The following is a 13,261-nucleotide window of genomic DNA, read 5'->3' on the forward strand; positions in this document are numbered from 1 at the left end:
CGGGATTTCGCGGAGTTCACATGCGTAAGCTGATGCTGTTTCTGCATAAGTACGCCGGGCTGTCGCTCGGCCTTGTGCTTGGCGTCATTGGTATCAGCGGCAGCTTGCTGGTCTTCGATCATGCTATCGACGAGGCACTGACACCAGAAATCGTGTCGGCGGACAATCCGGCGCAGCGTGCGTCGTTGGATGAAATACTCGCAGCGGCGAAGAAAGCGGTAGATGCCTCGCACCGGGCCGATCGAATCTACATTGCACGGCAAGCCGGCAGCCCGCACGTAGTGCGGTTCCGGTTACCGGCTGGTCAGCCCGGACCGGTCGAAGTGAGCGTTGCGCCGACAACAGCCGAGGTGCTCGCCGTCCGAACCTGGGGTGAGTACCCGGCCAGCTGGCTTTACAACCTTCACTACACCTTGTTGGCCGGTCCGAGCGGGAAAACGGCAGTGGGCGTACTGGGGATAGTGCTGCTGTTCTTTTGTGTGAGTGGTGTGATTATCTGGTGGCCAAAACAACGCCGCTGGCGCCGCGCACTGACGGTACGCTGGAATCGAGGCGCATACCTGCTGAATCTGGATCTGCACAAGACCACCGGCATTTATCTGTTGCCCATCCTCGCCGTGGTTTCATTTTCCGGAGTCGCCATTGTATTTCCCACCGCAATCGAAACGATAGTCAACAGCGTCATGCCCATGGACGAGTACCCCAATCCTCATTCCACGATCGGCGCCGCAATGGTGCCGGTCAGCGATGCCGCGGCAACGGCGGCGGTTGCCTTTCCGAATGCCGAACTCAAGCGCGTGCAACTGCCGCGCAGCGATGACAGCCCTTACCTTTTCTACTTCAACACAGTGGCCGAACCCTGGTCGAACCTCGGTGGCAGTGCTGTCTGGGTTGATGCTTACTCGAACCGCATACTCGATACGTGGAACGTTACCGAAGTCGCCTCCGGCAGCCAGTTCATGCGCTGGCAATTTCCCCTGCACAATGGCGACGCGCTTGGCTTGGTCGGTCGCTGGCTGGTGTTTGTTGTGGGCTTCTTGCCAGCGTTGCTGTTCTCTACCGGCGTGTACATGTGGTGGCGAAAGCGTCCAAAAACTAAGTCAAGAGCAACCCTGCAAGACTCGCGTTGAAGGACGATGTGCAGGGCACCCACGTAGTCTGGACAACCGGCGGCGACCTCATGCCGCAAGTCATCTTCCGGCAGTTCTTATAAAGAGGCGGCCGCCAACAATGCGTTAGCGTATTCCAGTCGCTGTGCCCTGCAAGGTATCTGGCAGGGCCGCCCGGCGTTTCTGTGATGCATCATTGCCATCACCCTTATTTAATCGCGAAAGCATGTCACCTGCATCGATTAGTAGCGGGCAAGCCATGTCTCAATCATCGGACCAAACGCGGCCGCCGAGCTGGCCTGACGTTAAGCATATAGAGCGCGCAGCGCTTGATGCCTTGTGCGACGTGTTTTTCAACAGTGCTTTCCTTGATGTCCAGTTTCTTTGCTATCTCACGTTGCGACAATCCATACACTTTCTTGAGAACGAACACACGACGGCATTGCAACGGCAGGTGTTTCACCGCCTTGCAGAACTGAGAATACTCTTCGTTGATGGCGACCTGCGCGAACGTTTCGTCGTGGCGATCATCGACTCCGCGAATGAAGTCCTGCTCCTGCTCGACTGAATCGGCCAGGCGTGACTCTGCACGCTTTGTATAGTCCAACGCAAGATTGCGGGCAGTCCGGTACAAGAACCTTCGAGGCTCGCGTATCGGCTCCGCATGCGGGTTATGGCAAACCCGAATGTAGGTTTCCTGCACAATGTCTTCAATTTCTTTCGGCGGCACTATTCCGGCAATAGCGCCGGCGAGACCTTCCTTAATTGAGAGAAAGATACTGGTGACGCTCTGATTGTCCATCATGTTCTCCCTCGGCATTGTGTTTTCGCCCCCGTTTGAGATGCGACTGATCAATTCCGAATTAACTCGCCGCCCGATCAATTGATCACGCGAAATTTGTTTTCATGCGGAATTCTTCAATAGAGGACAACAACGACTTTGAAAGTCGTTGTTGTGCTGTTTCAATCGATAAAATCCGCGGCGGTGCTTCAACACTGCACTCAACAATCGGTACAGATGCCGACCGCCAGGCATCGCAGCGACGATTCTGTTTCGGTGAATGCCGTTGCAAATTGTCACGCGGCACACCAAGCAACAGATACGATGGCGGCAGCAATTTCATGTACCGGGTCTATGATAGGAATGGTTACGTTCAGCTGATCCATTGCCTCCTGTGCTTCGGTGCAACCGACGATGATGCATTGCGCGCCATCCGAGACCATTGCGCTTATGATCGAATTCAATGGCCCACTGCAATCGGCGGGCGCATCGCCGGAGCGCAACCGGGCAAGCACATCCATGAACTGTACGGCTCTTGCCGGAACGGGTTCGACACTACCGAGCCCGTGTGCCGCCAGTGCTGACTGAAATACACGTGAACGCAGACATCCGTCCGTTGCCAGCACACCTGCAGAGCCACCTTTGGGTATCAAGGATTGTGCTCGCTGAACTGCTGCATCAATCATGTTGTCGAAAGGAATAGCGACCGATGCCCGGATAGCCGGTGCATAGTAGTGTGCGGCATTGCAGATCATGACCAGCCGCTCGGCGCCCGCTTTTTCCAATGCCGATGCTGTGGCCACCAATGCATCTTTGGCTTTGGTGTCATCAGCGAGTAGCGAACTGTTGATATCCGGAATTCCCGGATTGCAGTCAATGATGAGTCGCAGATGTTCTGATTCAGTGGCGACGGGAGTCAACTGCATAACCCGATCAAAGAAGCGCAGCGTAGCGGCCGGACCCAGTCCACCAATTACACCCACCGCTTGCCGGATATTGCCGGCTCCGGGTAACTCAGCTTTTCCCGCTTGCTGCGTCATAGGCGTGTAGCTTGCAGTCCTTTGTAAAGGTAAGGCTGTGAATAGGTGCGGGCGCTGGACCAGCCAAGGCAACACGTTGCTATAGGGGGTAGCATCAGAAAACCCCAGCGCCCGCTATTCGTGTAAGGCAGTAGCTGTTTGCTCTTAAAGCTTTCGCTGCCCATCAAGTTTCTCCTATCGCTTCTTCAGCTCAGTCCAATGAGGGACGTAGTAGTGATAACGTTCGGCTCCCGAAGAAACGGCGTTCACGCCACCCACCAAATTTCGTGCGTCATCCAGGTGGAGGTTGAGGCGTAGTCCATACGGTGGCCGGTCATTGAGCTCATCAGTGTTCAACTGGCCATCCCAATTGCCTCTAAGCCAGCCGTCCTGGAATGAAACCTTCTCGACAGGCACGGCCTCCGCGTCGCCAAGACGTACTTCGACTGCGTTCTCGGCGATGCTGATTCGCAGTGGAATGGCAGACTCGTAGGTCGTAACGGAGCCGCGCCATTCACCCAATAACGATTCGGGCAGAGGCGCCGGCGTGTTGTCAGTCGGGGTGGACTTGCCGTACTGCAGAGACCAATCGGGAAGTATGGATTTGATGGCTCTGTTGGCAATCTGCCAACGCAACGGCACACCCGAAACCGGACTGCGGTCATCGACCCGGTTGGTCAGCACCACGACGACAAGATCCTGCCCGGGAATCATCGCGAGAATGGTCTTGACCCCGGGCATGCTGCCGCCGTGGCTAACGATCTCGTAACCGGACTCCTGATCAACGCGCCAGCCCAGGCCATAACCTTCGTGGCCGCCTTCACTGCACGAGGGGTGCTGCATTCTCTCGATCGAAGCCTTCGACAAGACGACCTGGCCGCCCGGTACGGAACCACCGACGTGCATCATGCCGAAACGAACCAGGTCGTGGGCACTTGCATATATGGCCGACGCGCCGGGATGGTCAAAGTCGTAGTGCGGCAGAACTTTTGCGTACTTGTCATAGCGCACTGCGGCGTAAGGCTTCAAACCGGGCGGTACGCCGACACTACTGTGTGACATTCCCATCGGTTCGAACACCGCTTCCCGAACAAAGTCCGCGTAGCTCGAACCCGATACCCGGCTGGCTATTTCGCCAAGAATCCCGAATCCCAGATTGGAATAGACATAGTCCTCTCCCGGAACACCGACCAACTTGCCATAGCGGCTTATCGACTCGTTCACAGTTGGCAAAACCATCGGCTCATCGGCGTAGTAGAAATTAACGTGCGTAGGCAGACCGGACGTGTGGTTCGCCAATCGACAGACCGTCGCCGCCTTCGCATCACCACGCCTGCCGACTAACTTGCCTGTGCCAAGGTAATCGTTCGCTGGCCGATCAAGATCGACCTTTCCGGCTTCGACGAGCGTCATCAACGCGGTCGCGGTAATCGGCTTGGATATCGAGGCCAACGAGTAAGTCGTGTGTTCCGTTGCCCGCGTTCGGTTTTCAACATCGGCCCAGCCGAAACCTTGCTCCCAAAGGATCTCCCCATCCTTGGCCACGGCAATCGACAACGAAACCGTACCGCCCTTCTGGGTCGCGACCACTTGTTCGATGTAGTGGCTCACCTCGTCGAAGACCGCATCTGCGAGAGCAGACTGCGCTGAGAGTGCAGCGACAACCGCGACGACAACACTGGCGTGAAACTGGCCCTTTTTCCTGAACATCGTAAAAATTCCCCTGATGGATATGTTCGATACCGTTGTCGGGGAGCCGCGTGGCAGCTCCCCGCAAGGTATTCCTCAGAAAGCTATTCGAAGACCAACTGCGTAAGCACGCCCGGTACGATCATGCTGCGTCCGGGAAGTAGGTTGCGATGAAGTCGGCGTTATTGCCGGATCACGATCGAACAGATTGGAAATCTTGCCGAAGAATTGAACATCACCCAGTGCCGTGTCAGTCCATGCATAGGAACCGGACAGGTTGAACGAACTCCACGACTCTACCGTCGGGTCATCGTAAGTAACGTTCGGATAGCGAATACCCTTGTGAACATATCGGCCTTGAAGCTGCATATCCCACGGGCCCATCATGTAAGCAACGCTTGCCAGAGCACGCCATTTCGGCCCCGCACCACCACCCGAAACCACATCGGATACTTCGATTGTGCTGATACCGTTATCCGATTCGTACTTGTCCAGATAGGTGGCCAGCAGGCGATAGTTCATCTTCGCTCCGGACTGCATATCCCGGACCAGAGACGCCTCTATATCGACGCCGCGAGTTTCCAGCTTCGCCAGATTGACGCTGGTATTGCGAACTTCCAGCAGCTCACCGCCGGGTCCTCGTGTAATGACGTCGCAGAACTGCTGCAATCCATCCGCACAGAAGTTGACGATGTTCTGACCACCCACCACCGAGATAACGTCTGCAACCTGAATGTCATAGGCGTCGATGGAGAATCGAGCGCCTTCAATTGAGCTCGGTGTAAGCACAACGCCGAACGTAGTCGTGTCCGCGATCTCCGGTTTCAGGTTTTCGTTACCGGTACGTGGTGTTGGCACAGAGGGTTCGGAAACGCCGGTAACCGGGTTAAAGAGATTTGAAAACGACAGTGACAATCCGGTGTAGAGCTCCGCAAGATTCGGCGCACGAATATCCCGGGACTGGGTAAAGCGGAAACGGATTTGCTGATTCGGCTCCCAGCTGGCACCAAGCTTCCAGGTCGTTTCCTGGCCGCTGAGGTTGTAATCACTAAGCCGGATGGCGGCATTCAGTTCCAATGACTCTGCGTAGCTCTTGCCACTCAGAACCGGAACTATTGTCTCCAGGAAATAATCGGTGACATCGTAATCACCAGCATATGGCTTGGAGTTACCAATATTGAAAAGGCCGTCAATAGCTTCCTGATTAACGGTTTGCTCCACCTCATCCTGACGATGTTCGATACCTGCAGCAACCGACACAGGACCAGCGCTGGTCGAGAACGGTTCACCCGAAATATCGAAACCAAATGCTTTCTGGGTCAGTGAGCGATCAAGATCGCGTCGCGACAGGAAGTAATCCGCTGCCGCCTGACTCGGTGAGCCAACGCCGAACAGGTTGACCGGGACACAACCGTTACCGGGATCGGTCAGGGTCGAACGACAAACCACACTGCTACTTACCGGATCCAATACCGCATCGATGGATTCGTTATAGCGGTCATTGAGGCGATTCTCGCCAATGTCTGCCTGACTGGTGTTTTCACCGTATTGCACATAGGTAGACCAGCTCCAGTCATCGAATACTGTTCCATCGAGACCTGCAGCAAGGCGAAACATGTCGTTGCCATTGTGCGTATTCTGATAGTCGTAGTCATTGCTGTAGCGACCCATCGTAAATGAGGTCACAGCTTCATCGATCATTTGCTGCCGAACGACTTCTGGCAAATAGGCGTTGTCTTGCTGGATTGTAATGCCACGATCTCGTGCGGTGAAGAATGCAATCTTGTAATCCGTCACGGAGTGAGCGTAACCAGCCTCAACAAAGCCTGATAGGTCATCCGAGAACTCGTAATTGGCGCCCAGGAACAGGTTGCTTCTTTCAACTGGCGTACTGAGAACCCGCAACGAAGGTTCGTACAAGCCATCACCATTCGTCATGTGGGCGGAGCTCAAATTGTCCCCAAAGTTGAACTGCCGAACGGCGCCACCCGGAAGAAACTCTGTACCACGCAACGGCCCGGAGGTGATCAAACCACCTGTGGTTGCGTTAGCGGCAGTGACATTGGAGGCAACCAGGTATTGTGGTTCATCGGTGCCAGCAGCGTAATCCGGGTTGGCAATGAGCAGGTGCTGACCCTGGAACCAATCCCGGTTTTCTCCGGTAGGCATGCCTTTGTTATCGCCATATTCACCACCGAAGTAGGCGTGACCACGGCCTCCTGCAAACTCGATGCCGCCTGCCAGCGAGAAGCGAAAATCTTCGGCATCCCCAAGTTCACTTTCGCCGTACTGGATGGTGCTTTTCAGCCCGGTGATGTCTTCATCCAGAATAACGTTGACCACACCAGCCACCGCGTCTGAACCCCAGGCAGCCGAAGCGCCGCCAGTGACCATTTCAATTCTCTCGATCAGTGCATTGGGGATGACATTTAGATCGACCATACCCTCCGGAGTCGTTGGTACATGGCGGCGCTTGTTCACCAGCACCAGCGTCCGTTGATTCCCGAGTCCTCGCAGGTTCATGAAGAATGTACCTGCGTTGGTTGTACTGATGCCGGTATTGCCGGGGGTTGTCGAAGGGCGAATCGCCGGAAGCTCATTAAGATACTCGGCGACATTGGTGACTGCGGCGCGTTCCAAGGTTTCGCTACCAATGACTGTCACCGGTGTTGGCGCCTCAAAACCGCTGCGAGCAATACGGGATGCGGTTACAACAACCTCTTCCAGCGTATCGTCACTACTGTTGCCCGAAGTCTGTGCCGCAGCGCCGGCTGACAAGAGGCCTATGCCTATGGCGAGCAGTGCATTTGAAGTAACAAGTTTCGGAAAACTGCGGCATATTTTCGCCTGATATCGGACGTCAATATTCGGTGAATGCTCTTGGTGCAATAATCTTTTCACGGAGGCCCCCTGCGTGGCTGATGGTGTTTGTGTAGGCTCAGCGCAGGAGTCGCCCTCCCCCGACGCCTGCAATTGAACCCGCCTTTTGCTACTCAGAAAGCACCTGACCCGGTTGAACCACACACCAAAACGTTGCTGATTTGATTGCGCGGTGTGATGTCGCGATGCATCTGATTGCATTCAGTGTAAAGAGCGCGAAAAATTCTGAAATTTCGCTGCATGCCTCAGATTGACGCGAGTTGATGCTCTTCGGGTATCAACGGGTGACACACCAATTTGATGCTATGCGGTGGCAATTGCGTGTTGCAGAATGGTGCACGCCATGCCCTTTGTGGCATCAGCCGAAAGAATGTTTTGCGACATGGGGCCTGGAGCCATTCGCAGCGGAAATCCGCTACTGCGACAAAGCGTTTGAAGGCTCTACAACCATTGCGGAAGCCACGGCGAGAAAGCGGCACGCGGGCGTTTCAATTGTGCCAGCAAGAAGCGTGGGGCGACCGGAGCAGAAGTGCGCGGAGCGCGCCGGCAGAGGCCGGCGCACAGGAAGTGAATTTATCGGAACCTAGATCCGGCAGGTCTGCGCACCGTCTACGATGACGGCGGCTCCGGTAATGTACTTGGCTTCATCGGAGGCGAGGAACAACGCCAGATTCGCAACATCCCAGCCTTCACCTTGTTTTCCAGTCGGACAAAGTGCATCACGTTGACTGGTCATGGCGCTGATATCGCCGCCATAAGCATCCGTCAACGACGTTACAACAAATGGCGTTTGCATCATGCCGGGAAGAATCGAGTTGGCCCTGATCCCTGCCGCTGCATACTCAACCGCCACTTCGCGGGTGAACGCGACGACCCCGGCTTTTGATACGCCGTACGCCAGTGAGATAGCGGGCAAAGTGCGGATTGCGTTGATTGAGGAGATGTTCACAATCGCGCCGCTACGCTGTGCTTTCATAGGTCCAGCCGCTGCCCTGCACATAAGAAACATGCTCTTGAGATTGACAGCCAGCGTTCGGTCCCAGGACTCTTCACTGGTATCCTCGAGCCCTCCTGCTTCCTCAATTCCTACGTTATTGTGCAGAATATCGACTGTGCCGAATGCTTTCGTTGTTAAGGCAACAATTGCTTCGCATGCCTTGGCCGAACTCACGTCCGCAACACATACGATGCTTTCGCCGCCTTCATCACTAATGATTGCCTGAGTTTCCTCAGCAGCACTGCGATTCAGGTCCACAAGAACGACTTTCGCGCCCTCGCGCGCCAGGAGAATAGCAGCCGCCTTCCCGTTGCCTATACCAGCGCCGACCGACCCAGCACCTGTGACTATCGCAACTTTTCCCTGTACTCGTCCTGCCATTCCCTAACCCCTTGCGTTGAAAGTCGTGCCGGCACACGCACTGATGTTCGCATCGAAGCAATCAACCGCAGTCTGCGAATACGCCCCAATTCAGTGCGTTTCGCCATCTTGCCGATGCCAGCAGCCTGCTTTGCGTGGATATTCAGTAGAAAACGACCGCCAGCCTCGCGGCCGGAGCAAGCATCGCGCTTAGCTGGCTCTTAGGCAGTTCAGCTAGCGACGATTCTCTATTGCAGGATTACGGTGATTGCTTCGTTTCGAACTGTGTTGCCGTTTCTAATTCGCCAGCTGTGTTGCAGACGTTCTGTAGTTTGAAAAGATCTTACAAAGTGCGGGGGTTTCCCGGAATTTCGCAGCATGCCTCTCATTGGCGCTTGTTGATGCTAAAGTCCCCTAAACTAGTATAAGGTTGTCCGTCTGCGAAACACGTGATCGGGGACAGCTCGGAATTATGGGAAGCCAACGTTTGAATGAATTGCGCTCAACTGACTTGAACGATGATTTAAGCAACTTCGCGACCAATCTGAAACTGCTTTGCGGTTTCTACCGGTCCATCTCTGAGGTGTGTCGCCGAATCGATGTCAATCGATCGCAATTCAATAAGTACCTGTCAGGCAATACGAGACCTTCTCTGTACACAATGCGGAAAATCGCCGCATTTTTTGGCGTCGAAGACTACGAACTGCAATTACCACCACGACAGTTCGCGACCATCCTCGAATTGAGGCCTGTACGGGTAGAATCTGAAAACAAGAATTCGTTCGAGAAACACGTTCGGAATTTGCAGCACTTCTCCAGCCGGGAGATTCAGAAATACCAGGGCTACTACTTCGAGTACTACATGTCCCTGACCTATCCCGGCCACATTCTTCGCTCACTCGTACATCTGCATTGCGACGACTCGATCGGCTACTACAAGAGAATCGAACGGCTCTCGCCAGTGCACCGAGGGGAAAAGAAAATTTCGCTGCGTGTACAAAGGAATGGCTTTTTACCTTGCAGACAGACTCTTTCTCATCGATTACGAATCCCTCACGTGCGGCGAAATATCGCAGACTTCGCTATTCCCGAGCCACAAGAGCCGAACCACTTTTTTGCACGGCCTCAAACTCGGCGTATCAGCGGATCACCGACACACTCCTGCCGCAACACGCGTGGTCTTCGAATTCCTCGGCACAGACATCAACAAACGAAAAGCGCTGGGAAACTGCGGCTTGTACACTGACGAATCTGATGAGATCAGCCCGGAGATCCGGTGGCACGTCAACAATGCTGATCGCAACGAAGACGTGCACCTGGTGCCAGCCAACCTTCAGCGCTGAACAGTCGTTTCAGACAGGCTCCCGCGAGGACGCTTTCGCACGCGAGTACATTCGATAAACACCGAAAGTCAGTAGCGGTACGATGTATACGAACAGGAATCCCCACGCCATCGTCCCATAGCCTTTGGCAATCAGGCTGCTGATTCCCCAGAGAGATAGACCCGAGCTCAGCAAGATTGCCAGCACTGACAATATCGCATGGTGCTTGCCGGCGAGCGGGGTCCCACGCTTTTCCACCATGTAGGCATCAATTCGTTCGTTTATGCCTTGCAGCATGCCGGCTCCCGTTTCGATAAACGTTCCGAACAGCATGATGCTGTAAATGATGACCAGCACCGACATTCCGGATTCCGACATCAGCCAGTACACGGGAATGGGCTGCTCGATAATTGCCGGGTATGAAGCCAGAAAGGCCAGGTGAAAGAAACACGCCGGCACTATCGCAATAGCTGAAGCAACGATTCCAGAGCAAACCGCCTCCGTACGAGTCTTGAAATTGCGTGCCACGAACAAGAGCAGCGGTAGTACGGCAAGGTTGTACATCGCGTATTTCAGGCCGCTTTGCCACCAGCCCGGAGACACTTCAAGTACAGCCATCTCTGCCGAAATCTCCGTCCAGCTGGTCGAGAAAACCGCGTAGAAAATCGCAATAAAGACGATGTACAGAAAGAGCGACCAGAGTGTCAGTACCTTGGCTATAAGATCGCGGCCGAAGTAAGTCAGAAAACCAACCGTAACCAGCATGACGACCAGCCCGACACCGTAGGGGATACCGAAGTGATCCCGCAGAATATTGCCTGCGGCAGACGCCAGAACTCCGAGTATCAACAAGAACTGCAGCACGATAAGAATTTCAAACAGGAACCAGCCCTTGCCAAGCAATGCCTTGAAGAAGTTCCGGTAGTCGAATACGGCGAAATAGCGCGAGAACTCGAAACTGGCGGCAAGTACTGCTGCCATCATGACGAACGATATTGCAATACCGATCAGGCCACCGAGCGAACCGTAAGAAGTGAAGTATTCAACGATCTCGCGACCGGTTCCGTAGCCGCCACCAATCATGACGGACTGGAAAACAGCACCGGGAATGATGTAAACCGCGATGAACCTTGAACTCAAAAACTTCTTCACAAGCAATTTCTCCGTCGTAGCTTGATACTGTTGTTTGTTCTAAATCGTATTTGTCTTCGTAGTACATGGCACCTGCAGGAGTAAACCGTGTGGTTACACCTCAATACGGTCGAAAGACCGGCCGGCTGGCTTTCGTCACTTCTGTGCTTAGCCAGCATTCGGCCGATGCCATCCGGTACAGTCTCTAATTGCTGATCCGAGGCTTTAGCACTTGCCCAGGCCTTGCACCTGTATTCCGGCCGTCATCAATCACCACCTCGCCATTCACCAGCAAATAGTCGATACCCTTCGCGTATTGCATTGGCTTGGCGAAAGTCGCCGTATCGATGATGCGGTTTTCGTCAAAGATCACAATATCCGCGGCCATGCCAAGCTCGATCAAGCCGCGATCCCTGATACCCACGGATTGCGCCGGCAACGAAGTCATGCGGCGCACGGCATCCTCGAGTGACAGCCACTGGTTCTCCCGAACATACCTGGCCAGCACACGCGGAAAGGCGCCGAACGCACGCGGATGGGTACTTTTCGACGTTGCCGGATTGGCCGGCGCCGTGTCTGTTTCGACTGAGACCCAGGGCTGATTCAGTGCTGCGCGCTTCTGGCCGTCGTTCATGCTTTGCGGTGCAACTGAAGTGCCGGCTTTGACCAGCTCGAAGAACGTATCCCAGACATCCATGCCCAGAATATTTGCAGCCTCCGCTACGGAATGCCCGACAATACTCGAGTCGATGCTGTCTGCCGTTTGCGTAACAACCACTTTGTCCCAGTCACTGCCGACGTTCTGATACCAGTTTTCCCAGACATTGCCTGGCGCTTCAATCTCAGCACGCAGAGAAGCGCGGAACTGTTTATCGTCCAGCTTGGCAAGCAACGCGGCACGGCCGCTCGCGTAGTGCTGCGGCGCAATGAACGATCCGAGCCCGATGCCATTGTTGATGTACGGATAGATATCAGCCGTCACGTTCATGCCAGATGCTCGTGCAGCATTAATCTTGTCTATGGCCTTGGCGAACAAAGGCCAGTTGCCGTTACCCGCCGCTTTCAAATGGTAGATATGCACGGAAACACCGGCGCGCCGACCAATTTCCAGCGCTTCGTCGATGGCACCGAGCAAATCGTGACTCTCGTTGCGCATATGTGTGAAATAGGTTCCGCCGAATGGCGCGATCTCTTTGGCCAATTCAACAAGTTCGTCGGTACTCGCGTAGTTGCCGGGAGGATAGATCAGCGAACTGGCCAAGCCGGTTGCACCATCTTCCATCGCTTGCCGGACCAGCGCTTTCATAGCCGCCATTTCCCTGGCACTGGGATCCACATCGTTGTCGCCCAGCACCACGCGGCGAACTTGCGCCGCACCAACCTTGTGCACAACGTTCAATGGCAATTTGCGTTCTTCGAGAATGTCGAAGTATTCCGAGAAACGCGTCCATCGGTAGGAGCGGCCGTCTGCTATCTCCGGATCCGGCTGGGTGAAGCGGTTCTGCGGCGCATGTGACCAACCCTCACCACTGGCGTGCGTGGTTATTCCTTGGCGCAATCGGGATTCCGCTGTGGGTCGATCAGCAACGTAGGCAAAAGAGGACTGCCCCATCAGGTCAACAAAACCTGGCGACACAATTCTGTTGCCGGCATCGACTGTTCGTGCAGCACTGGCGCTGTTCAAACTGCCTATAGCGACGATCTTCCCTCCCGCAATGCCGATATCGGCTTTGTACCAGGGGTTTCCAGTGCCATCGACGATACGCCCGTTCGTGATCAGAACATCGTACTTCGGGCTGCTTGCAGCGGAACTCGCAGACGTTGAGGCCGCACTGCCTTGCTGCTCGGCAGTCGCACATGCACCCAGCAGGAGTGCTGCGACGGTTAGACTGACTCGCGTGGCCCATTGCCTCAATGCCACACACCCTGCAATGCCTTGCGTTCTGTTCCGCATACGTATCGATTCCCGTTAG

General features: G+C 54.8%; 9 protein-coding genes and 1 pseudogene. 3 read left to right on the forward strand and 7 right to left on the reverse strand.

Going from position 1 to position 13,261, the window contains the following annotated elements; genetic code table 11:
- Positions 1-20 precede the first annotated feature (20 nt).
- Positions 21-1,130, forward strand: a complete 1,110-nt coding sequence (locus AC0L8N_RS07350; RefSeq protein ID WP_473666952.1) for a PepSY-associated TM helix domain-containing protein — start codon at positions 21-23, stop codon at positions 1,128-1,130.
- 247 nt (positions 1,131-1,377) lie between these two features.
- Here AC0L8N_RS07350 and AC0L8N_RS07355 read toward each other — a convergent pair whose 3' ends face one another.
- The 5 genes from AC0L8N_RS07355 to AC0L8N_RS07375 form a co-directional block, all read right to left on the reverse strand.
- Entirely contained in the window at positions 1,378-1,911 is a 534-nt protein-coding gene (locus AC0L8N_RS07355; RefSeq protein ID WP_473666953.1) for an RNA polymerase sigma factor, read from the reverse strand.
- A 275-nt stretch (positions 1,912-2,186) separates the two neighbouring features.
- Positions 2,187-2,930 (reverse strand): cysteate racemase, encoded by a 744-nt coding sequence (cuyB, locus tag AC0L8N_RS07360; protein ID WP_473666954.1) that lies wholly within the window; start codon positions 2,928-2,930, stop codon positions 2,187-2,189.
- Between the two features lie 174 nt (positions 2,931-3,104).
- Complete coding sequence (locus tag AC0L8N_RS07365; RefSeq protein ID WP_473666955.1) at positions 3,105-4,619, reverse strand: serine hydrolase domain-containing protein; 1,515 nt, start codon at positions 4,617-4,619, stop codon at positions 3,105-3,107.
- Positions 4,620-4,694: 75 nt separating this feature from the next.
- A complete protein-coding gene (locus AC0L8N_RS07370) occupies positions 4,695-7,499 on the reverse strand; it encodes a TonB-dependent receptor plug domain-containing protein (protein ID WP_473666956.1) in 2,805 nt (934 codons plus the stop codon).
- Between the two features lie 562 nt (positions 7,500-8,061).
- On the reverse strand, positions 8,062-8,856 hold the full coding sequence (locus AC0L8N_RS07375) for an SDR family NAD(P)-dependent oxidoreductase (protein WP_473666957.1): 795 nt from the start codon (positions 8,854-8,856) through the stop codon (positions 8,062-8,064).
- A gap of 451 nt (positions 8,857-9,307) precedes the next feature.
- Between AC0L8N_RS07375 and AC0L8N_RS07380 the strand changes: the two are divergent.
- Positions 9,308-9,472: pseudogene (locus tag AC0L8N_RS07380) on the forward strand (hypothetical protein); the annotation flags it as partial.
- Between the two features lie 478 nt (positions 9,473-9,950).
- Positions 9,951-10,178 carry a hypothetical protein gene (locus AC0L8N_RS07385; protein WP_473670251.1) on the forward strand — a complete coding sequence of 76 codons (228 nt, stop codon included), beginning with the start codon at positions 9,951-9,953 and terminating at the stop codon, positions 10,176-10,178.
- A gap of 9 nt (positions 10,179-10,187) precedes the next feature.
- Here the strand turns inward: AC0L8N_RS07385 and AC0L8N_RS07390 are convergent, their stop codons facing one another.
- Positions 10,188-11,309, reverse strand: a complete 1,122-nt coding sequence (locus AC0L8N_RS07390) for a YkvI family membrane protein (RefSeq protein ID WP_473666958.1) — start codon at positions 11,307-11,309, stop codon at positions 10,188-10,190.
- A gap of 184 nt (positions 11,310-11,493) precedes the next feature.
- Entirely contained in the window at positions 11,494-13,242 is a 1,749-nt protein-coding gene (locus AC0L8N_RS07395) for an N-acyl-D-amino-acid deacylase family protein (protein ID WP_473666959.1), read from the reverse strand.
- Between the last annotated feature and the right edge of the window lie 19 nt (positions 13,243-13,261).

Source organism: Woeseia sp. D3-10, assembly GCF_055809415.1.